The 20638-nt window shown below is 67.3% G+C and carries 19 protein-coding genes; 11 read left to right on the forward strand and 8 right to left on the reverse strand.

The window, feature by feature from the left end; genetic code table 11:
• Window positions 1-359: 359 nt before the first annotated feature.
• Entirely contained in the window at window positions 360-596 is a 237-nt protein-coding gene (locus BM397_RS09470; RefSeq protein ID WP_092423305.1) for a hypothetical protein, read from the reverse strand.
• Window positions 597-1001: 405 nt separating this feature from the next.
• Between BM397_RS09470 and BM397_RS09475 the strand changes: the two genes are divergently transcribed.
• Complete coding sequence (locus BM397_RS09475) at window positions 1002-1994, forward strand: zinc transporter ZntB (protein ID WP_092424039.1); 993 nt, start codon at window positions 1002-1004, stop codon at window positions 1992-1994.
• 43 nt (window positions 1995-2037) lie between these two features.
• On the opposite strand, the gene BM397_RS09480 is transcribed toward BM397_RS09475, so the two are convergent.
• Window positions 2038-2640: a response regulator gene (locus BM397_RS09480; RefSeq protein WP_092423307.1), complete on the reverse strand. Its 603-nt coding sequence runs from the start codon at window positions 2638-2640 to the stop codon at window positions 2038-2040.
• A 167-nt stretch (window positions 2641-2807) separates the two neighbouring features.
• On the opposite strand from BM397_RS09480, the gene BM397_RS09485 reads away from it, so the two are divergent.
• Entirely contained in the window at window positions 2808-3311 is a 504-nt protein-coding gene (locus BM397_RS09485) for a putative pterin-binding protein (protein ID WP_092423309.1), read from the forward strand.
• A complete protein-coding gene (locus BM397_RS09490) occupies window positions 3308-5860 on the forward strand; it encodes a hybrid sensor histidine kinase/response regulator (protein ID WP_092423311.1) in 2553 nt (850 codons plus the stop codon). The genes BM397_RS09485 and BM397_RS09490 overlap by 4 nt, the downstream gene beginning before the upstream one ends.
• Window positions 5861-5863: 3 nt before the next feature.
• Here the strand turns inward: BM397_RS09490 and cueR are convergent, their stop codons facing one another.
• The 5 genes from cueR to BM397_RS09515 all read right to left on the reverse strand — a co-directional run bounded on the left by cueR (window position 5864) and on the right by BM397_RS09515 (window position 11324).
• Window positions 5864-6256 carry a Cu(I)-responsive transcriptional regulator gene (gene cueR / locus BM397_RS09495; RefSeq protein WP_092423313.1) on the reverse strand — a complete coding sequence of 131 codons (393 nt, stop codon included), beginning with the start codon at window positions 6254-6256 and terminating at the stop codon, window positions 5864-5866.
• Window positions 6253-8748 carry a heavy metal translocating P-type ATPase gene (locus BM397_RS09500; protein ID WP_092423315.1) on the reverse strand — a complete coding sequence of 832 codons (2496 nt, stop codon included), beginning with the start codon at window positions 8746-8748 and terminating at the stop codon, window positions 6253-6255. Before BM397_RS09500 ends, cueR begins: the two co-directional genes overlap by 4 nt.
• Window positions 8749-8847: 99 nt before the next feature.
• Complete coding sequence (locus BM397_RS09505; protein WP_176806579.1) at window positions 8848-9273, reverse strand: hypothetical protein; 426 nt, start codon at window positions 9271-9273, stop codon at window positions 8848-8850.
• Between the two features lie 106 nt (window positions 9274-9379).
• Window positions 9380-10576, reverse strand: a complete 1197-nt coding sequence (rlmN, locus tag BM397_RS09510; RefSeq protein ID WP_092423317.1) for a dual-specificity RNA methyltransferase RlmN — start codon at window positions 10574-10576, stop codon at window positions 9380-9382.
• A 220-nt stretch (window positions 10577-10796) separates the two neighbouring features.
• Entirely contained in the window at window positions 10797-11324 is a 528-nt protein-coding gene (locus tag BM397_RS09515) for an invasion associated locus B family protein (protein WP_176806581.1), read from the reverse strand.
• A 179-nt stretch (window positions 11325-11503) separates the two neighbouring features.
• Here BM397_RS09515 and BM397_RS09520 point away from each other — a divergent pair, with 179 nt between their 5' ends.
• On the forward strand, window positions 11504-12520 hold the full coding sequence (locus tag BM397_RS09520) for an asparaginase (protein WP_092423319.1): 1017 nt from the start codon (window positions 11504-11506) through the stop codon (window positions 12518-12520).
• Between the two features lie 117 nt (window positions 12521-12637).
• Here BM397_RS09520 and serB read toward each other — a convergent pair whose 3' ends face one another.
• Window positions 12638-13504 (reverse strand): phosphoserine phosphatase SerB, encoded by an 867-nt coding sequence (gene serB, locus BM397_RS09525; RefSeq protein ID WP_092423321.1) that lies wholly within the window; start codon window positions 13502-13504, stop codon window positions 12638-12640.
• Window positions 13505-13682: 178 nt separating this feature from the next.
• Here serB and BM397_RS09530 point away from each other — a divergent pair, with 178 nt between their 5' ends.
• The 7 genes from BM397_RS09530 to BM397_RS09560 all read left to right on the forward strand — a co-directional run bounded on the left by BM397_RS09530 (window position 13683) and on the right by BM397_RS09560 (window position 20593).
• Window positions 13683-15071 carry a trypsin-like peptidase domain-containing protein gene (locus BM397_RS09530; protein ID WP_092423323.1) on the forward strand — a complete coding sequence of 463 codons (1389 nt, stop codon included), beginning with the start codon at window positions 13683-13685 and terminating at the stop codon, window positions 15069-15071.
• Between the two features lie 13 nt (window positions 15072-15084).
• The gene (locus BM397_RS09535; RefSeq protein ID WP_092423324.1) at window positions 15085-16404 is read left to right on the forward strand and encodes a replication-associated recombination protein A; all 1320 of its coding nucleotides are present in this window, start codon (window positions 15085-15087) and stop codon (window positions 16402-16404) included.
• A gap of 156 nt (window positions 16405-16560) precedes the next feature.
• Window positions 16561-16938 carry a fluoride efflux transporter CrcB gene (gene crcB / locus BM397_RS09540; protein WP_092423326.1) on the forward strand — a complete coding sequence of 126 codons (378 nt, stop codon included), beginning with the start codon at window positions 16561-16563 and terminating at the stop codon, window positions 16936-16938.
• A complete protein-coding gene (locus tag BM397_RS09545) occupies window positions 16935-17987 on the forward strand; it encodes an RluA family pseudouridine synthase (protein ID WP_092423328.1) in 1053 nt (350 codons plus the stop codon). The genes crcB and BM397_RS09545 overlap by 4 nt, the downstream gene beginning before the upstream one ends.
• A gap of 4 nt (window positions 17988-17991) precedes the next feature.
• Entirely contained in the window at window positions 17992-18669 is a 678-nt protein-coding gene (locus BM397_RS09550; protein WP_092423330.1) for an HAD-IA family hydrolase, read from the forward strand.
• Window positions 18666-19379 carry an ATP12 family chaperone protein gene (locus tag BM397_RS09555; protein WP_092423332.1) on the forward strand — a complete coding sequence of 238 codons (714 nt, stop codon included), beginning with the start codon at window positions 18666-18668 and terminating at the stop codon, window positions 19377-19379. The genes BM397_RS09550 and BM397_RS09555 overlap by 4 nt, the downstream gene beginning before the upstream one ends.
• Before the next feature lie 194 nt (window positions 19380-19573).
• Window positions 19574-20593, forward strand: coding sequence for an amino acid ABC transporter substrate-binding protein (locus BM397_RS09560; RefSeq protein ID WP_092423334.1), 1020 nt, complete (start codon window positions 19574-19576; stop codon window positions 20591-20593).
• The last annotated feature ends 45 nt before the right edge of the window (window positions 20594-20638 follow it).

The raw sequence follows: 20638 nt of genomic DNA on the forward strand, positions 1-20638 counted from the left end.
GATCCTGCGCTGATCCGGTCCTTCCGGGACCGGTGCGTGGACATCACGAAAGGGGCCGCCCATCGGGCGGCCCCTTTTCCTTTGCAGAGGCGCTGTCGGAGGCTCCCTGAGCAGCACAGGAGGCGCAGCTGGGAGCAGTCTAGGGCTCGCCTTTGGGCCGGGCTAGGAGCCCTGTTTAAAGCCGGGCCATAGACGCGTTTGGGGGCATCCTGGAGTGTGCCCTGCAGGGGCCTTTTGGCACGCTTGCTGCGCTCGTGCCGTGGCGCATGCGCCGGTAACGGAAAAGGCCGGTTCACTGACGGAACCGGCCTTGCCCTTGTCTCGGGATCGTCGGGCAGGGCCTTGCCCGCCGTCTACGCTCAACGAAGGTTCTGGATCAGAGCCTTGGCGGCCAGAGCGCCATCGTTGTCGTTGTCGGCGCTGTCGATCACCTGTGCGACGAGCACGATCTGGTCGGCGCTCAGCCCGCTGAGGTCCGCACCGGGGAGCGCGCGTTCAATCTGTGCGCGGGCCGGGGAGGCGGTTGCGACAGCCGCGGAGGCTGCGCCGGTGAGGGCTGCGGAGGCGATGAGGGCGGATGCGATAAGCGTTTTCATAACAACATTCCTGTTTCTGATTTGAGTGCGGCTTCTTGCGTCGCCGCGTCCCGTGTCTGCCGGGGACAGGAGATAAATCGTTGTTCAGAAGGGATTTATCAAATCACCGGATCGCTCACGGTCGCTCGCGGAATCGTGGGCTTGAAAGTGAGGAGACGAATTCCAACGGAAGAGAAATGTGAAGCTTTTCTGAAAAATGAACTTATGAGTTCAGTTTCAGGTCGCGGGAAATCCGTGAACTACACTTGCAAAACACCCGGGTTTCCAAAAAACAACCACGTACTGTGCGAATTTGCACAGCGCGGGAGGGCCCTGTCCCGACCGGTGGGGACGCTTTGAAAACATGAGATTTTCTCGCCGCAAGCGGGGGCTTGTCCTTTGCCCGTGCCGATGTACTTTCTGCCCATGCAAAACCTTGTCGCGCGCCCCGAAGACCTGATCGAAACCGGATTCGTCCTCTCGGGGCCCTCCGCCGGGACTCGCATGAACGCCACCGAGGCCCCGGAGGTGCTTCGCAGCGACACGCTGGGCTGGGTGCACCTGCGCGCCGCGCATCCGGACGCACCGGGCTGGATTGTCGAGAATCTCTCCTATCTGGACCCGACGATCATCGACGCTCTGGTGGCCGAGGAGACACGGCCGAGGATCACCCGCATCGGAGAGGGTCTCATCGTCATCCTGCGCGGCATCAACACCGCCGAGGGCGCGGACCCCGAGGATATGGTCTCGATCCGGCTCTGGATCGACGAGCAGCGGATCGTCAGCCTGTCGCGGCGCAAGGTGCGCGCGGTAGACGACATTGCGCAGGCGCTTGAGCTGGGCGGCGGGCCTGACGATTGTGCGGCCTTCCTGTCGCTGCTGGTGGAGCGGCTGACCTACCGGATCGAGAGCTTCTGGGGCGGCATCGAGGACGAGGCGGATCAGCTCGAGGAGGACGTGCTGGAGGAGGGCCACGACGAGATGCGGCAGCAGCTTGCGGAACTGCGCCGGCGGGCGATCATCCTGCGGCGCTACCTGCTGCCGCAGCGAGATGCGCTTCGCGCCTTGCAGGGCAGCCATCCGGATTGGCTCGAACAGGACGACATGCGCCAGCTGGAGGAGGAGCTGGATGCCGTCGAGCGGGTGGTCGAGGATGCCGACGCGATGCGCGAACGCATGGCTTTGGTGCGGGACGAGCTGGCAGGGCAATTGTCTGACCGGCTGAACCGCAACATGTACATGCTGTCGGTGCTCTCGGCGTTGTTCCTGCCGCTGGGCTTCCTGACCGGCCTCTTCGGCATCAACGTGGCGGGCATGCCGGGCGCGGGCGAGCCACTGGCCTTTTGGGTGTTCTGCGGTGGTCTGACCGTGGTGGTCGGTCTGCAGTTGCTGATCCTGCGCCGATTGCGCTGGATCTGATCCGGCTGCGACAGGCCCGCGCGGCTGCGCCCGGGCCGGGGGATCAGGCCAGGTTGAGTTCCTTGGCGATCATCGCCGCATGGGTGCGGTTGCGCGCCTCGAGCTTGCGGCTCAGGGTCTTCACGTGCAGCTTGATCGTCACTTCCTGCAGGTCGAGATCGCGGGCGATCTCCTTGTTGGATTTTCCCTCGCAGAGGCCGCGCAGCACCTCGCGCTCGCGCGGGGTCAGTTCCGCAGCCTTCCCGTCGGGCACCTGTGTCATGAAGCTGTAGGGGGCGAACACCTCGCCCGCCGCCATCACCTGCGCCGCACTGACGATGGTTTTTGACGGCAATGTCTTGGGGATGAAACCCGCCGCGCCCGAGCGGATGGCGGCCTGCGCAATGTCCGCCGTGGCGGTGCCCGACAGCAGCGCGACCGGAACGCCGCCGCTGATCTCGCGCATGCGGTCCAGGCCAGTGAGGCCGGACATGCCCGGCATGTTGTAGTCGAGCAGGATCAGGTCGAAGGAAATGCCGCGTTCGACGAGTGCAATGGCTTCGTCCAACGTTGCCGCGGTGTCCACGTCATCGATACCTTCCGAGCGGAGGAAGGCGGCAATCGTCTCTCGGACGAGGTCGTGGTCATCAGCGACCAGAATACGCATATGTCCTCCTGGTGCGACCTATGCAGCAAGCGATTTCTGGCGCAAAAGTATTACCGGATCGTTTCAGAAACTGGCTCGGGCACTCGCAATGTGGTAGGACTTTGCGCTTGGGTAACAGGACCGTATGATATTGAGCGACCACAAGGTTCGCAAGGAGGTAGAGGTTTATGTTCCGTTGGGTCGTTTTCTTCGTGATCTGCCTTTTTTCGGCGCTTCCCGCGGCAGCTCTGCCGCTGGGTACGCCGCAGGGGGCGGTCCTGCTCACCGTCAGCGGTGATGTGCCGGAGACGAACTCCCCGGAGGGCGCTGCCTTCGATCTGCACATGCTGGAAGCGCTCGGTACCACCAGTTTTACCACGACCACGATCTGGACCGAGGGGCCGCAGCGGTTCACCGGCGTCTCCCTGCACGACCTCGTCGCCGCGCTTGGCGTGTCCGAGGGAAAGCTCCGCGCGGTGGCGATCAACGACTACTCCGCCGAAATCCCGGTCGAGGACGCGGTGCCCGACGGGCCGATCATTGCCTGGGCGCGGAACGGCTCTTTGATGAGCGTCCGGGACAAGGGACCGCTGTGGGTCGTCTATCCCTATGACCTCAACCCGGACTACCGCAGTGAGATCATCTTCGCGCGCAGCATCTGGCAGCTCAACCGGATCGTCGTCGAACCGTGAGCGAGGGGGCGGCACCGGGCGACGGCAGCAGCCTGCCGACTCGCAAACGCTGGGCGGCGCTCAGTGCCCCGTTCATCGTGCTTTGCCTCGCGGCGCTGGTCCTGCTGACGGTGGATGCCGCGCGCCAGATCCAGGGGCTCGCCACGGCGAACTCCGACAACGGCCAATGGTCCCTCGCGCAAATGGAGGTGGAATTCGGACGCCTTCAGAGCGAGTTGGAAAGATCCCCCGAATACCTCGATACCGAAGAATTGCGGCTGGCATTCGATATCTTTTACAGCCGCTACCAGACGGTGTCCCGGGGCGGGCTCTACGCCGACATCGTGAACACCCCTCGTGCCCGCCAGCCGATGAGCACCATCAGGGCCTTCCTCGACACCGCCGTGCAATATATCGACGCGCCGGATGCCGAGCTCGTTTCGGGTCTGCCCGAACTGCGCGAGCAGGCGCAGGGCGTAAGGCTGGCGGTCCGCGAGATCTCGCTGTCCGGGGTTCGGGCCTTTTCGGCAGCGTCGGACATGCAGCGTCGCAAGGTGATGAACTCGCTCGTGCGGCTCTCGGGTATGGCGCTGATCCTCGTTCTGGCGCTGGCGCTCGGCGTCGTCGCCCTGTGGCAGCTGATGCACGTCGCACGCGATCAGGCGCACCGGCGGGCCAAGGCGAACCACCGGCTCGAAGCGGTGGTGTCGACTGCGCTGGACGGGATCGTCGTCACCGACCGCAATGGACTCATCCTGCAGTTCAACGGTGCGGCCGGTTGCATATCGGGCTTCGAGAGCCGGCAGGTGCTCGGACGCCGGGCGGCCGACCTTCTGTTCCCGCCCGGCACCGAAGAGGCGAAGGATACAGGGCTTGCGCTACACGCGGGGCGCGGACGGGTCCGCTGCGAGGGCCTGCGTGCCGACGGGACTCGCTACCCGATGGAACTGTCGGTCACCGAGACGGAAAACGAGGGGGATGTGCTGCGGGCGGTCTACTTCCGCGACATCACCCGCGACATCAGTGCCGAGGAAGAACTGGTCGAGGCGCGCGACCGCGCGGTCGAGGGCGAGCAGGCCAAGGCCCGCTTCGTCGCGATCATGAGCCACGAGATGCGCACGCCGCTCAACGGGATGATCGGCGCGCTCGAACTGCTGCGCGAGACCGAGCTTGGCCGCGACCAGCGAGAATACGTCGAGATCCTGCGCCGGGCCGGGGACGTGCTGTTGCAGCACGTGAACGACGTCTTGGACCATTCGCGGCTCGAGACCGGGCAATTCAGTTTCGCCCGCGCGCCATATTGTCCGACCGAGCTTGCGACTGAGGTGGTGGACGTACTGCGTCCCTCCGCGGCGGCGCGGGGCAACATGCTGCAGGTGCGGCTGCCCGAAGAGGGTTGCCCGATGCTCATGGGCGACCGCGCGCGCTTGCGGCAGGTGCTGGTGAACCTTGTCGGCAATGCCATCAAGTTCACCGAGAACGGCGAGATCCAGCTCTCGCTGCGCGGGGTGTCCGGCGACGGAACGCTTTCGTTTGAGGTGGCCGACAACGGCATCGGTATTCCCGAGGATCAGCTCGAGCGCATCTTCGAGGATTTCGTCACGCTCGATTCCTCCTACATGCGCGCCGCCGAAGGCACCGGCCTCGGGCTGGGCATCGTGCGAAGGTTGATGAGTGCGATGGGAGGGAAGGTGACGGTCACCAGCGCGCCGGGGCAGGGCACACGTTTCTTCGTCACGCTGCCCGGGGAGCGCGCGCCGCTCAATGCAGTGCCGCCACAACCGGTCGACACGCTTCCCGACATGGCACCTGCCCGGATCCTCGTCGTCGAGGACAACCCGGTGAACCGCCTCGTGGCCACCGCCATGCTGCGCAAGATGGGGCATTCGGTCACCGAGGCGCAGGACGGCGCCGAAGGGCTGCGTGTCGCGGGCTCCGAGCTTTTTGACATCATCCTGATGGATATCTCGATGCCCGGACTCGACGGGGTCGAGACCACGCGGCGCCTGCGGGGTGGCAGAGGACCCAATGTCGGGACGCCGATCGTCGCGCTGACGGCGCATGCGCTGCCCGCCGACATCGCGCGCTTTCGCGAGGCCGGGATGAGCACGACCCTGACCAAGCCGATCACCTGGCGCGCGCTGGCCGGGGTGATCGCGGGAATCGCGCCCGCCTCGGGCAGCGGCAGCGAGACGACAGAGGCAGGCGTTGCCATGGCGGTGCCGGACAAGGTGCTGGACGATGTGACGCTGCGCGCCGCGGCGACCTCGCTCGGGCCCGATCTGTTTGCCTCGCTGCGGGATCGCTTCCTGGCAGAGACGGAAACCGGACTCGCGGGGCTGGCCGAGGAGTTGGGAGCGGGGATCGCCCCCGCGCAATATGCCGAGAAGGTGCACCGCATCGCCGGCTCGGCAGCGGTTTTCGGAGCCAGCGCACTTCACGGCGCGCTGCGCCGCGAGGAGGACAAGGCGCGCAGCGGCGATCCCTTGCCCGCCGACAGCCTCGACGCGCTGCTGCCGGTCTGGCACGCCACGCGCAAGGCGCTGCGCGAGCTGGAGCTGCAAGACTGAGCTTCAGCTCGCCTTGCAGGCCAGGTCGCTGAGGATCGGGCAATCGGGCCGGTCGTCGCCGTGGCAGGCGTGGACCAGATGCGCCAGCGTGTCGCGCATCTGCTGCAGCTGGGCCAGCTTCTCGTCGATCTGCGCGAGATGCTCCTCGGCGATGTGCTTCACCTCGGAACTGGCGCGGCTCTCGTCCTCGTAGAGCGCGAGCAGGGCGCGGCAGTCCTCGATGGTGAACCCCAGCGTGCGTGCGCGGGCGAGGAAGGCCAGCTTGTGCACGTCCTGCTCAGTGAAGGCGCGGTAGCCATTGGCCCCCCGGTGCGGGGTCACCAGTCCGATGTCCTCGTAGTAGCGGATGGTCTTGGGCGGCAGCCCGGCACGCTCTGCGACGTCTCCGATATTCATGCCTCGGCCTCCTTCTCCTTGGCGCGCATGAAGGGCGTGCCGCACATCAGGCGCTCTGGCGGCATCGCCGATGGCAGCCGCCGCAGGCGCAGCGCGTTGCTGAGCACGAAGACCGACGACAGCGCCATGGCTCCGGCGGCGAGCATCGGCGAGAGCAGCGTGCCGAAGGCCGGGTAGAAGACCCCTGCCGCAACCGGGATCAGCGCCACGTTGTAGCCAAAGGCCCAGAACAGGTTCTGCCGGATGTTGCGCAGTACGGCGCGGCTCAGGTGAACCGCCTCGATCACGCCCCGGGTGTCGCCCGAGACCAGCACCACGTCGGCGCTTTCGATGGCGACATCCGTGCCTGTGCCCATGGCAAGGCCCACCTCGGCCTCGGCCAGCGCGGGGGCATCGTTGATGCCGTCACCCACGAAGCCCACCGCGCCATGCGCCGCGCGCAGTGCCCGCACAGCGTCGCGCTTGCCCTCGGGCAGCACCTCGGCCTCGACATGGTCGATGCCCAGCTCTGCGGCGATGGCTTGCGCCGTGGCCCGCGTGTCGCCGGTGATCATCGCGGTTTTGAGGCCCATGTCGTGCAGCTTGGCGATGGCCGACTTGGCGCCCGGCTTGACCTTGTCCGCGACGGCCAGCGCCCCGGCAATCGCCCCGTCCACGGCGACCAGCACCGGTGTCTGACCGGCGGTTGCGATCTCGTCATGTGCGGCGCTCAGTGGGCCGAGGTCGATCCCCTCGCGCGCCATCAGCCGCGCGGCCCCGACCAGCACGCGGCGGCCGTCCACGCGGGCGCTGAGCCCGTGCCCCGCGATGGCCTCGACCTCCTCGGCCTGCGGAAAGGTGCCCTCGGCGGCCCGCTCCAGCGCCCGCGCGATGGGGTGCTCCGAGCTTTGCTCGGCGCTGGCGGCGAGCCGCAGCACCTCGGCCTCGCCGAAGCCGGGCGCCGCGGAGGTGCGCACCAGCTCGGGGCGCCCTTCGGTCAGCGTGCCGGTCTTGTCGAAGGCGACGATGCGCACGCTTTCCAGCCGCTGCAGCGCGTCGCCCTTGCGGAACAGCACGCCCAGCTCGGCGGCCCGACCGGTGCCGACCATGATCGAGGTCGGCGTGGCAAGGCCCATGGCGCAGGGGCAGGCGACGATCAGCACCGAGACCCCGGCGACCAGCGCGTAGGTCAACGCGGGGGAGGGGCCGAAGACCAGCCACGCGAGGAAGGTCAGCGCGGCGACGGCCATGACCGCGGGGACGAACCAGATCACCACCTTGTCGGCCAGCGCCTGGATCGGCAGCTTGGCGCCCTGCGCCTCCTCGACCATGGCGATGATCCGCGCCAGCATGGTGTCGGCACCCACCGCCGTGGCCCGGAAGCTGAGCGCGCCCGCACCGTTGACCGTGCCGCCAACGACCGTGGCGCCCTGGGATTTCTCCACGGGCACCGGCTCGCCGGTGATCATGCTCTCGTCGACATAGGAACGCCCGGTCAGCACCTCGCCGTCGACGGCGATGCGCTCGCCGGGGCGCACGTGCAGCACATCGCCCGCGACGACCTCGGCAATCGGCAACTCAACGATCTCGCCATCCCGCACGACCCGCGCAGTCGAGGGCTTCAGACCCACGAGCCGCTTGATAGCAGCCCCCGTACGCCCCTTGGCTCGTGCTTCAAGGAAACGGCCGAGCAGGATCAACGTGACGATCACGGCGGCGGCCTCGAAGTAGACGGCGCGCGTGCCCTCGGGCAGCAGCCCGGGCAGAAAGAGCGCGACGGTGGAATAGAGCCATGCCGCCAATGTCCCGAGCGCCACCAGAGAGTTCATGTCCGGCGCGCCCTTGGCAAGCAGCGGCAGGCCGATCTGGTAGAAGCGCCGCCCGGGCCAGACCAGCACCGCGGTGACCAAGACGAACTGGATCAGCCACGAGGTGGTGGTGCCGATGGTGGAAGCGATCAGGTGATGCACGCCGGGAATGAAATGCCCGCCCATCTCCATCAGGAACACCGGCGCGGTCAACGCGGCGGCGATGATCAGGTCTCGCTTCAGCGCGGCATGTTCGACCTGCTTGCGTGCCTCGTGCTCGGCGCTGTCGTCGCTGGCGAGGTTGGCTTTGTAGCCCGCGCCCTCGACCGCGTGGATCAGCGCGGGCGCCTCGGCAGAGCCGGTGAGCAGTTTCACTTCGGCGGTCTCGCTGGCGAGGTTCACATGCGCCGAGAGCACGCCGGGCACATCGGCCAGCGCCCGCTCGACCCGGCCCGCGCAGGAGGCACAGCTCATGCCCTCGATGCCGAGCCGCAGGGTCGACTCGCCCGCAGGATATCCCGCCTTGTCCAGCGCGGCGCGCAGCGCGGGCACCCCTGCGCTGCCCTCGACACGGGCCATCTTCGTCGCGAGGTTCACCGAGGCGTCGGTTACGCCCTCGACCCCGGCCAGCGCCTTCTGCGCGCGTCCCGCGCAGCCGCCACAGGTCATCTTCGTCACCTCGAAGCGCAAGCTCTCATGTGCCATCACGCGACTCCTTCCAATCCAGGTTGGTCCTCTAGATAGGGGTTCCAGTCACTGGAAGGTCAAGGGGGCGTTTGCGCTTGGCACACCCCGGTGAGCGCGTCAGCTCAGAGGGCAGTTCAGCCGGGCGCGGCATTCCTCGCAAAGGAGCGGCAGGCCGACACGTTCGGCGGCATTGGTCAACGTCAGGATATGCGCCGGGGTAACCAGCATCGTGGCCTCGGCCAGCGCCAGCTCGCGGTCCTGTTCGGTGGCGGTCAGCACGAAACGCGCGATGGCGCGTTCGTCGTCCGAGATGCCCTGCGCTTCCTGCGGCAGGATCAGCGGGCCGTGCCAGCCATGGCGTGTGAGCAGTTCGGCAAGATCGCCGAAGGCACGCAGGCAGGAGCGGGCCCGGGTGAAGCCGAGCGCATCGCGCAGCAGCAGTTGCGCGCCCGCTTCGTCATCGGCGCGCCAGAGCCGCAGAAGCTGCACCACCCGCATTTCCGCGGGCCGCAGCTCGACGCGGTCGAAACGTTCATGTCGCATGGAACCTCTCCCAGCCAGTCGCCCCGCGCGCGGGGCCGTCGATCCGGGCTGTCCCGGAGACGGGACTGGCTGGGTGAGGTAATCCTGATTGTTTAGATCAGGTAAGTCAAGCGGCGCCGCCGAGGCCGGTCTCGGCCTCGATCTGCTTGCGCGACTTGCGGGCGCGTTCGGTGGCCGATTTCAGCTGGCCGCAGGCGGCCATGATGTCCTCGCCGCGCGGGGTGCGGATCGGCGAAGCATAGCCGGCCTTGTAGATGATGTCGGCAAAGCGCTCGATGCGCTCCCAGTCCGAACGCTGGTAGGGGGCGCCGGGCCATTCGTTGAACGGGATGAGGTTGATCTTGGCGGGAATGCCCTGGATCAGCTTCACCAATCGGCGCGCGTCGGCGTCGGTATCGTTCACGTCCTTGAGCATCACGTACTCGAAGGTGATGCGCTCGGAGTTCGACAGCCGCGGATACTCGCGCAAGGAAGTGAGAAGTTCCTCGATGTTCCAGCGCTTGTTGATCGGCACCAGCTTGTTGCGCACCTCGTCGGTGGTGGCGTGGAAGCTGACCGCCAGCAGGCAGCCGATCTCCTCGGCACATTTGGCTATCTCCGGCACGACGCCCGAAGTCGACAGGGTGATGCGGCGGCGCGACAGGGCGATGCCCTCGCCGTCCATGGCGATCTTCATCGCGTCGCGCACGTTGTCGAAGTTGTAGAGCGGCTCGCCCATGCCCATCAGAACGATGTTCGACAGCAGGCGCGGGCCATCCTCGCCGGTGCCGGTGCCCGGCGCGGGCCATTCGTCGAGATCGTCGCGCGCCAGCATGACCTGACCGATGATCTCGCCCGCGGTGAGGTTGCGCACGAGCTTCTGCGTGCCGGTGTGGCAGAAGGAGCAGGTCAGAGTGCAGCCCACCTGGGAAGAGATGCAGAGCGTGCCGCGGCCTTCCTCGGGAATGTAGACCACCTCGACTTCATGGCCGCCGGCGATGCGCACCAGGTACTTGCGGGTGCCATCGGCCGAGACCTGCTTCGAGACGATCTCGGGCAGCTCGATGCTGAACTTGTCGTCGAGCAGCGCCCGGTAGTCCTTGGCGAGGTTGGTCATCGCGCCGAAGTCGCGCACGCCCCAGTGATAGACCCACTGCCAGATCTGGTTGACGCGCATCTTCGCCTGCTTCTCGGGCGTGCCGGCCTCGATCAGCGCGGCGCGCAGGGCGTCGCGGGTCAGCCCCACGAGGTTGAGCTTGCCGTCTTCCGGCAGCTTGCGGGGGATCGTCACCACGTCCTGGGTGATCGGCGCGCTGGCAGTCATCACGTCATCCTCGGAAAAAGAAGGCCTGTCCATACAGGATTCGGCGGCAATAAGTCAAAGGGAACGCGCGGGCGCGTCCCCTTGCTGCAGCTCATCTGTGGATGGCCGTGCGAATTTCAACCGTGGAGCGCGACAGGAAGCGCCGCTTTCGAGTATTTTCGGAAAGATGAAAGGCTGGCGAGTGCCTTTCATCTTTCTCCAAATACTCACCGGTGCCGGTTCAGCCCGAGCAGCGCTTTTCGGCGTCTTCCACCGCGGCGGTGAAGCCGAGGAGCGAGAAGGTGTCCTTCGTCTGCGTGCCACGGCTCGATCCCGCGGTCAGCACCGCGTCGGCGCCGCGCTTCATCGCTGCGATGATCTTCGCATCGTCCTGCGGGGTCGCCGGCCAGGCCCATTCACCCTCGGTGTAGAGGTCGAATTTCTCGCCCGAGATGTCCACGCCCACGGTCGAGCCGCCGGCGAAGGGATAGCCGCCGGTAAAGGCCACCTGGCCCATGACGTTCGCCTCGGGACGGTAGAAGACCATCAGCAGGATGTCGCCGCGCTTCACGGAAACGACGCGGCCGTCCTTGGTGTTGACGCTTTCCTTGTAGGTGGTCACCGCCCAGCATTCGCGCGGGCTGTTGCCCTCGAAGACCGACCAGTCGGTGATCGCGTTCACCCGGTTGGTGCTTTCTTCCTGCGCGAACCCTGCCGTCGCGCTCAACGCGAGTGCCGCGCCCAGAACCCCACCGAGAATTGACTTCATACCTGCAGCCTCCAGCCGTGCTTGCTTGTTGTTGCCGGTTCGCGCCCGGGTGTCTCTCGTGACCTCTGTCGGTCCCTTGACCGGCGCGACCATTCGTGCTCGACGGCGGGACAATAGACCGAAACCCTCGGGGCGAGAAAGCCCCGATGGCAGAATATCTCTCGTTTGTGAGGACCGGAATGCCCCAAGACACAGTCACCGCCGCCGTGCCCCTGGTCGAGGTCCGCCGCGGCCCGATCGCCGAGAGCCTGCATCTGGGCCACGCGGTCATCTGCGACGGCTGGGGCAACATCGTCGAGGCCTGGGGCGACCCGCATGCGGTGGTCTACCCGCGCTCCTCGTCGAAGATGATCCAGGCGTTGCCTCTGGTCGCCTCGGGGGCCGCCGAGGCCTGGCACCTGACGCCGCCGCAGTTGGCGCTGGCCTGCGCCTCGCACCAGGGCGCGCCGATGCATGTGGGCGCGGTTGAAGCCTGGCTGGCCGATCTCGAGCTCTGCGACGACGACCTGCGGTGCGGGCCGCAGCCAAGCCGCGACAAGGGTCTGAAACTGCAGATGATCCGCGAGGGAAAGAGCCCCTGCCGGGTGCACAACAACTGCTCGGGCAAACACGCGGGCTTCCTCACGCTGAGCCAGTATCTCGGTGCCGGCCCCGATTACGTGCTGCCCGAACATCCGGTGCAGGTGGCGGTGCGCGAGGCCTTCGAGCAGGTGACCGGCGAGGTCAGCCCCTGCTACGGTATCGACGGCTGCTCGGCCCCCAACCTCGCCACCTCGATGCACGGCATGGCCCGGGCGATGGGCTGGTTTGCCAGCGCCCACCAGCGCCACGATTCGCTCAGCCGCGCCGGTGCCCAGCTGGTCGAGGCGATGTACGCGTTCCCGGATCTGGTGGCCGGCGAAGGCCGCGCCTGCACCTTGCTGATGCGCGCCGCGCTCGAGCCGATCGCGATCAAGACCGGGGCCGAGGGCTATTTCGTCGCCATCCTGCCGCAACGCGGTCTCGGCGTCGCGGTGAAGATTCTCGACGGCGCGACCCGCGCGGCGGAATGCGTCATGGCCTCGCTGCTGGTGCGGCTTGGTGTCGCGGACCCGGCGCATCCCGACGTGCACCGCTTCCTCAACCCCGAGGTGAGCAACTTCGATGGTCTGGTGACCGGTGAGGTTCGGCCGCTGGACACGCTCTTCGCGGCATAAAGGAAAGGGGCGCCTGCCGCGCCCCTTCTTCTCTTTCCAAATACGCCGGGGTGAATTGGCCGCAGGCCAAGAGGGGCGGAGCCCCTGCGCTGCGCCCTCCGCTGCGCCCTCCGCCTCTCAGTCCGCGAATTCGCTGCGTGCGTAGCCCTGCAGGAACAGCAGCGCGGTCAGATCGCCGAGATTCACGCGCAGCGTGCATTCCGCCTGCACCGAGGGTTTCGCATGCAGCGCCACGCCGAAGCCGGCGCGGCCGAGCATCCCCAGATCGTTCGCCCCGTCGCCCACCGCCAGCACATCGTTCTCGGCAATGCCGAGACGCGCGGTGATCTCCTCCAGCGCCTGAACCTTGGCCTCGCGGCCGAGGATCGGCCGGGCCGGCACGCCGGTCAGCTTGCCGTCTTCCATCAGCAGCGTATTGGCGCGGTTCTCGTCGAAGCCGATCATCTCGGCGACGCGTCCGGTGAAGGCGGTGAAGCCGCCCGACACCAGCGCAGCATAGGCGCCGTTCGCCTTCATCGTCGCGACCAGCGCCGGGCCGCCCGGCATCAGGGTGATGCGCGTCTCGAGCACCTTGCCGATGACGCTCTCGGGCAGGCCTTTGAGCAGCGCCACACGCTCGGTCAGCGCGCCCTCGAAATCGAGCTCGCCGTTCATCGCGCGGGCGGTGATCTCTTTCACATGCGCGCCGACGCCGGCTTCCTCGGCCAGCTCGTCGATGCATTCCTGCTGGATCATCGTGCTGTCCATGTCCGCCAGCAGCATCTTCTTCCGGCGCCCCTCGGCGGGCACGACGTTCAGATCGGCCTGCTGACCGAGCGAGGCGCGCACCTCCTCGAAGTTGCCGGGCACCGCCTCGACCGGGAATTCCGCCGCCTCGCCGTCCGAGAGCACGGTGACCGGACCGCCGCCGAAGGCATTGCGCAGGCTCTCGACCAGCGCGGTGTCCAATGTGCCGGGGCGGGCGATGAGCGAGACGATCTGCATGAGAGGCACTCCAATGTCTGACGCGGCGGCTTCTGGCACGGCGCGCGCGGCTTTTCCAGTCTCCGCGCGAAGGCGGAGCCGGGCGCAGTGCACGAAAAGCGCACGCGGAACGCACCGGGGCGTGACTTGCAATCGCGGGGTTGCCCCGACATATCGAAAGGTACTGGAGGACCGCATAATGCTCCGAAACATCCTGATCGTTCCCGCCCTTGCCCTCGCCGTCACCGCAGCCCCGGCCCTTGCCGAGACGCAGGTGCCGCAGAGCCAGGCGGAAATCTCCCTCTCCTTCGTGCCGCTGGTGAAACAGGCGACCCCCGCCGTGGTCAACATCTACGCCAGCCGCGTGGTCGAGGCGCGCAGCCCCTTTGCGGGGGACCCGCTCTTCGGCAATCTGTTCCAGGACTTCCGCGGCCGTCCGCGAGTGCAGAACTCGCTCGGCTCCGGGGTGATCCTCTCGGGCGACGGCATCGTGGTGTCGAACTACCACGTTGTTGGCCAGGCCACCGACATCCGCGTGGTGCTCAACAACGGTGCCGAATACGACGCCGAGGTGCTGCTCGCCGACGAGGAAGCCGACCTCGCCATCCTCAAGCTCGAGGGGGCCAAGGACATGCCCTTCCTGCCGCTGCGCGACAGCGACACGGTCGAGGTGGGGGAACTGGCGCTGGCCATCGGCAACCCCTTCGGCGTCGGTCAGACGGTCAGCTCGGGCATCGTTTCGGGTCTGGCGCGGTCGGGCACCGCCACCGGCAATGCCCGCGGCTACTTCATCCAGACCGATGCGCCGATCAACCCGGGCAATTCCGGCGGCGCGCTGATCGACGTGAAGGGCCAACTGATCGGGGTCAATACCTCGATCCTCACCCGCTCGGGCGGCTCCAACGGCATCGGCTTCGCCATCCCCTCGGCGCTGGTGCAGCAATTCGTCGAGCAGGCCGAGGCGGGCAAGACCTCCTTCGAGCGGCCCTGGGCCGGGATGACCGGGCAGAGCGTCGATGCGGACCTTTCGGAGAGCCTCGGCATGGGGCTTCCCGGCGGTGTGCTGATCTCGCAGCTGCACGCAGCCAGCCCCTTCGCAAGGGCCGGTCTCGATGTGGGCGACGTGGTGCTGGCGGTGGACGGGCAGGGGGTGAATACCCCGCCGGAGATGCTGTACCGCATGTCGGTCACAGGGCTCGGCCATGAGGCGCGGATCACCTACCTGCACGATGGCGCGCAGCAGGAGGCCAAGGTCGCGATGATCGCCGCCCCGGACGATCCGCCGCAGCAGCGCGTCACGCTGGACGAGCGCGCGGTGCTGCCGGGGTTGACGCTGGCGCGGCTCAACCCGGCGGTGCAGACCGAGCTCGGGATGCCTCTGGCGGGTGGCGAGGGCGTGGTGGTTGTCGATCCGGGGCCCTGGGGTGCCCGGATTGGGCTGCAGCGCGGCGATCTGCTGCGCGCTGTGAACGGACAGGGCATCGAGGTGCCGGGCGACGTGGACGGGCTGCTGAAGAAGGCTGCGCCGCGCATCCAGATCGACGCGCAGCGCGGCAACGGCCGCATCTCCCTGCGCTTCCGGGTTTAGGGGAGGCAAGCTCTTGGCCGATCTCTTCGATGATGCGCCGGACAGCAGCCCCGAACCCGGACGCGGCGGTCCCCGCCCGCTGGCGGACCGGCTGCGCCCGCAGGCGCTCGGCGAGGTGATCGGCCAGCAGCAGGTGCTCGGCCCGGAGGCACCGCTCGGGGTCATGCTCGCCTCGGGGGCGCTGTCGAGCCTGATCTTCTGGGGGCCGCCGGGAGTCGGCAAGACCACCATCGCGCGGCTTCTGGCGAGTGCCACCGACCTGCATTTCGTGCAGATCAGCGCCATATTCACCGGCGTGCCCGAACTGCGGAAGGTCTTCGAGGCCGCGAAGATCCGCCATCGCAACGGCCAGGGCACGCTGCTTTTCGTTGACGAGATCCACCGGTTCAACAAGGCCCAGCAGGACGGCTTCCTGCCGCACATGGAGGATGGCACGATCCTCCTCGTCGGCGCGACCACGGAGAACCCGAGCTTCGAGCTCAACGCCGCGCTACTGTCGCGCGCGCAGGTGCTGGTTCTGGAGCGTCTGGGGCGCGATGATCTCGACCGGCTCGCACAGCGCGCCGAACAGGAACTGGGCCGCAGACTGCCACTCGACGCCGCCGCCCGCGCGGCGCTGCTGGAGATGGCCGACGGCGATGGTCGGACGCTGCTGAACCTGATCGAGCAGATCATGGCATGGACGGTCGAAGGCGCGCTCTCCACCGAGGCGCTTTCGACCCGGCTCATGCGCCGCGCGGCGCAATACGACAAGTCCGGCGACGGCCACTACAACCTGATTTCGGCGCTGCACAAATCGGTGCGCGGCTCGGATCCCGATGCGACGCTCTACTGGTTCGCCCGGATGCTCGAAGCCGGCGAGGACCCGCGCTTCCTCGCCCGGCGCATCACCCGCATGTCGGTCGAGGACATCGGCCTTGCGGACCCGCAGGCGCAGGCGATCTGCCTGCAGGCCTGGCAGACCTACGAGCGGCTCGGCTCGCCCGAGGGCGAGCTGGCGCTTGCGCAGGCGCTGGTCTACCTGGCGCTGGCACCGAAATCGAATGCCACCTACGTCGCCTACAAGGCCGCGCGCGCCGCCGCGAAGAAGACCGGCTCGCTGCGCCCGCCCAAGCACATCCTCAACGCGCCGACCCGGCTGATGAAGGAGCAGGGCTACGGCAGCGGCTATGCCTACGACCACGACGCCGAGGACGGCTTTTCGGGCCAGGACTACTTCCCCGAGGAGATCGGTCGCGACAGCTACTACGCCCCGGTCGAGCGCGGCTTCGAGCGCGACTTGAAGAAACGCTTGGAATATTTCGCGAAGCTGCGCCGCGAACGGAGCAGCTGATTTTCTTCTAGGTGCAAATAACCCGGGGGAGTCCGCGCCCCCGGAGCCCCGCCTGCCGCTCTCCTGACCCGAGGGCATGACGGGCTTGCACGCCCGGCGTGGCTCCGAACATGCGAAAATCTTGACATTCCGCCCCCCCTCGCACATGTCCCGCGGATGATCCTCACGGTTTTACAAGTCGCGCTCGGCGGAGCGCTGGGCGCCAGCGGGCGCTATCTGACCGGCCTCGCCATGTCGCGGCTGCTGGGCAAGGGATTCCCCTGGGGTACGCTGACGGTGAACATCCTCGGCTCCTTTGCCATGGGGGTCATCGTCGTGCTGCTGGCCAATACCGCGGGCAACCGCTTCGCGCCGTTCCTGATGACCGGCGTGCTGGGCGGCTTCACCACCTTCTCGGCCTTCTCGCTGGATTTTGCCACGCTCTACGAGCGCGGCGACATCGCGCAGGCGGGTCTTTATGTGGCGGTCTCGGTGGCCGTCTCGCTGGCGGCGCTCTTCGCGGGGCTGTCCGTCACTCGGAGTTTCTTCGCATGAGCCGCGTTCAGACAGTCACCGTGGGGCCGGGCGACGGCGATCAGCGCCTCGACCGCTGGATGAAGCGGCATTTCCCGCACGTCCCGCAGGGCCGCATCGAGAAGATGTGCCGCAAGGGCGAGATCCGCGTCGATGGCGGCCGGGTGAAGGCCTCGACCCGCCTCGAGGTCGGCAACCAGGTGCGCGTCCCGCCGCTGCCCGAGCCCGAGGAAATGGCCAAGGTCGCGGCGCAGCCGAAGTCGAAGATCTCGGACGCTGACACCAAGCTGATCCAGTCCTGCGTGCTGTGGAAGGATGATCACATCATCGCGCTGAACAAGCCGCCGGGGATGCCGACGCAGGGCGGCTCCAAGCAGACCCGCCACGTTGACATGCTCTCGGAGGCGCTGAAGTTCGGCTACGACGAGAAGCCGCGCCTCGTGCACCGGCTCGACAAGGACACCTCGGGCGTGCTGCTGCTGGCGCGCACCCGCGAGATGGCGCAGGGGCTCACCGCCGCGATCCGCCACAAGGAAACGCGAAAGATCTACTGGGCGCTGGTCGCCGGTGTGCCGACGCCCTACCTCGGCGAGATCAAGTACGGGCTGGTGAAGGCCGGCGGTCATGGCGCCTCGGGCGAGGGCGAGAAGATGCGCGCCATCCACCCGCGCGAGATCGACAGCACCCCCGGAGCCAAGCGCGCCCATACGCTCTATGCCACGCTTTACCGCGTCGCGGGCCGGGCGAGCTGGGTGGCGATGGAGCCCATTACGGGCCGCACCCACCAGCTGCGCGCGCATATGGCCGAGATCGGTCACCCGATCATCGGCGATGGCAAATACGGCGGCTCGGGGCAGGAGAACCTCGGCGATGGCTGGGGCGCCCAGCTCGGCGGCATCATCTCGAAGAAGCTGCACCTGCACGCCCGCTCGATGACCTTCCTGCACCCGGCGACCAAGAAGCCGGTCACCGTGACCGCGCCGCTGCCCGACCACATGGCGCAGAGCTGGGAGACCTTCGGCTGGACCGAGGACCTGGCCGCCGACGACCCCTTCGAAGAGCTGCACTGATCGCATGGACCTCAAGCTGATCATCTTCGACGTCGACGGCACGCTGGTCGACAGTCAGGCCGATATTCTGGCCTCGATGCGTGGTGCCTTTGCCGAAGTCGGCAGACCGGCTCCGAGCCGCGAAGAGATCCTCGGCATCGTCGGCCTGTCGCTGCCGCTGGCGATCGCCCGGCTCGCGCCGGACGCCGACGCCGCGACGCTCGAGGTGATGGTCGAGGGCTACAAGCAGAGCTACATGCGCCTTCGCTCCGCCAACGGCACCGAGGCCAGCTCGCCGCTCTACCCGCACGTCCGCGAGGTGCTGGGCGCGTTGCACGCCCGGCCCGAGTGGCTGCTCGGCATTGCCACAGGCAAGTCCCGGCGCGGGCTCGACCGGCTGGTCGACGGGCACGGCATCCGCAGTCTCTTCGTCACGCAGCAATGCGCCGACGACCACCCCTCCAAGCCGCACCCCTCGATGATCGAAGCGGCGCTGGCCGAGGCCGGCGTCGAGCCGCATCAGGCGGTGATGCTGGGCGACACCAGCTTCGACATGGACATGGCGCGCGACGCCGGGGTTCACGGTATCGGCGTCAGCTGGGGCTATCACGACCGCGCGCGGCTCGCCTCCGCGCGTACAATCATCGACGACATCCGCACGCTTCCGGCGCTGCTGGACCAACTCTGGAGCCAAGCCGCATGAGCGAATGGGCCCCCCGCCGCTTCTACAAGGACGCCACGGTCGAAGAGGCCGAGGGCGGTTTCATCGTGCATCTCGACGGGCGCCCGCTGCGCACCCCGGGCAAGGTGCCGCTGGTGGTGCCGACCCGCGCCATTGCCGAGGCCATGGCCGAGGAGTGGCGCGCGCAGGCGGAAAAGATCGACCCGCGCACGATGCCCTTCACTCGCACCGCCAACAGCGCCATCGACAAGGTCGCGCCACAGCACCCCGAAGTGGCTGACATGCTGGCGGAATACGGCGACAGCGATCTGCTGTGCTACCGTGCCGAAAGCCCGGCCGAACTGGTTGCGCGGCAGGCCGAGCGCTGGGACCCGCTGCTTGACTGGGCGGCGCGCGAGATGGGGGCTCGGCTGGAACCGCGCGCCGGGATCATGCACGCCTCGCAACCCGAGGCGCCGCTGCGCATCCTTGCCGAGCGCACCCATGGCTTCACCCCGTTCGAACTCGCGGCCTTTCACGACCTCGTGGCGCTGACTGGCTCTCTGGTGCTCGGCTTCGCGGCGACCGGGCAAGAGCATGACGCAAAGGAACTCTGGGCGCTGTCGCGGCTCGACGAGACCTTCCAGGAAGAGCTCTGGGGCGAAGACGAAGAAGCGCAGGAAGCGGCTGAAATCAAAAGACAGGCCTTCCTTCACGCGCACCGCTTTTTTGCCCTCTGCCAAGCTGCCTAATCTGAATCCTCTTCACTGATCCTTGCGTAAGATCCGGGCATTTGCTTGCCTTTTTCGCGCCGCACCGGCTTGACCTCGCCAAAACTTTGCTCCCAAACTCCCGTCAGCACAGGGAGGGAGCCCCTGGCTGAACAAGCCGATCCACAAGGATCAAGGAACCGGTCATCAGGACCGGACAACAGGAAGAGGTTAACATGAAAAAGACCGTAACTCTCGGCGCTCTGACCGTCGCCGCACTCGCGGCCGGCGCAGCTGGCGCCGCGACCCTGGACGACGTGAAAGCGCGCGGGGAGCTGAAGTGCGGTGTGTCCACGGGTCTGGCCGGTTTCTCGGCACCCGATGCAAACAACGTCTGGCAGGGCTTTGACGTGGCGTACTGCCGCGCGCTCGCCGCAGCGGTTCTGGGCGACCCGATGAAGGTTGCCTTCACCCAGACCACCGGTCAGACCCGCTTTACCGCGCTGGCTTCCGGCGAGATCGACGTGCTGGCCCGCAACACCACCTGGACCTTCTCGCGCGACGTCGACCTGAAGTTCGAATTCGTCGGCGTGAACTACTACGACGGCCAGGGCTTCATCGCACCTAAGTCGCTGGGCGTCGCCTCGGCCAAGGAACTCGATGGCGCCACCGTCTGCATCCAGACCGGCACCACCACCGAGCTGAACCTCGCGGACTTCTTCCGCGCCAACAACATCAGCTACGAGCCGGTTCCGATCGAGACCAACGCCGAAGCGCAGCAGCAGTACCTGGCCGGTGCCTGTGACGTCTACACCACCGACGCTTCCGGCCTCGCCGCCACCCGCGCCACCTTCGAGACCCCGGCCGATCACGTGATCCTGCCGGAAATCATCTCGAAAGAGCCGCTCGGTCCGCTCGTCCGCCACGGCGACAACGAGTGGGGCGACATCGCGCGCTGGACCCTCAACGCCCTGATCGCGGCCGAAGAATACGGCGTGACCTCGGCCAACATCGCGGAGCTGTCCTCGGCCCCGACCAACAACCCCGAGATCAACCGTCTGCTCGGCACCGAGGGTGAACTGGGCGCGATGCTCGGCCTCGATGCCGAATGGGCCAAGCGCGCCATCATGGCGGGCGGCAACTACGGCGAGATCTTCGAGAAGAACATCGGCGAAGCCACCCCGATCGGCCTGTCGCGCGGTCTGAACGCGCAGTGGACCGAAGGCGGCCTGCTCTACAGCCCGCCCTTCCGCTGATACCGGACTTGGCGAGGGGCGCAGGGGAAACCTGCGCCCCTTTCC

This window comes from Alloyangia pacifica, from assembly GCF_900116195.1.
Classification (GTDB): Bacteria; Pseudomonadota; Alphaproteobacteria; order Rhodobacterales; family Rhodobacteraceae; genus Salipiger; species Salipiger pacificus.

Bases quoted from the DNA above. Each gene is read 5' to 3' on its own strand.
- cueR (WP_092423313.1), bottom strand. From the start codon at position 6,256: ATGAATATCGGAGACGTCGCAGAGCGTGCCGGGCTGCCGCCCAAGACC.
- BM397_RS09480 (WP_092423307.1), bottom strand. From the start codon at position 2,640: ATGCGTATTCTGGTCGCTGATGACCACGACCTCGTCCGAGAGACGATT.
- BM397_RS09545 (WP_092423328.1), top strand. From the start codon at position 16,935: ATGAGCCGCGTTCAGACAGTCACCGTGGGGCCGGGCGACGGCGATCAG.
- BM397_RS09500 (WP_092423315.1), bottom strand. From the start codon at position 8,748: ATGGCACATGAGAGCTTGCGCTTCGAGGTGACGAAGATGACCTGTGGC.
- BM397_RS09505 (WP_176806579.1), bottom strand. From the start codon at position 9,273: ATGCGACATGAACGTTTCGACCGCGTCGAGCTGCGGCCCGCGGAAATG.
- BM397_RS09560 (WP_092423334.1), top strand. From the start codon at position 19,574: ATGAAAAAGACCGTAACTCTCGGCGCTCTGACCGTCGCCGCACTCGCG.
- BM397_RS09550 (WP_092423330.1), top strand. From the start codon at position 17,992: ATGGACCTCAAGCTGATCATCTTCGACGTCGACGGCACGCTGGTCGAC.
- BM397_RS09530 (WP_092423323.1), top strand. From the start codon at position 13,683: ATGCTCCGAAACATCCTGATCGTTCCCGCCCTTGCCCTCGCCGTCACC.
- BM397_RS09485 (WP_092423309.1), top strand. From the start codon at position 2,808: ATGTTCCGTTGGGTCGTTTTCTTCGTGATCTGCCTTTTTTCGGCGCTT.
- rlmN (WP_092423317.1), bottom strand. From the start codon at position 10,576: ATGACTGCCAGCGCGCCGATCACCCAGGACGTGGTGACGATCCCCCGC.
- BM397_RS09515 (WP_176806581.1), bottom strand. From the start codon at position 11,324: ATGAAGTCAATTCTCGGTGGGGTTCTGGGCGCGGCACTCGCGTTGAGC.
- BM397_RS09475 (WP_092424039.1), top strand. From the start codon at position 1,002: ATGCAAAACCTTGTCGCGCGCCCCGAAGACCTGATCGAAACCGGATTC.
- BM397_RS09470 (WP_092423305.1), bottom strand. From the start codon at position 596: ATGAAAACGCTTATCGCATCCGCCCTCATCGCCTCCGCAGCCCTCACC.
- serB (WP_092423321.1), bottom strand. From the start codon at position 13,504: ATGCAGATCGTCTCGCTCATCGCCCGCCCCGGCACATTGGACACCGCG.
- BM397_RS09520 (WP_092423319.1), top strand. From the start codon at position 11,504: ATGCCCCAAGACACAGTCACCGCCGCCGTGCCCCTGGTCGAGGTCCGC.
- BM397_RS09555 (WP_092423332.1), top strand. From the start codon at position 18,666: ATGAGCGAATGGGCCCCCCGCCGCTTCTACAAGGACGCCACGGTCGAA.
- crcB (WP_092423326.1), top strand. From the start codon at position 16,561: ATGATCCTCACGGTTTTACAAGTCGCGCTCGGCGGAGCGCTGGGCGCC.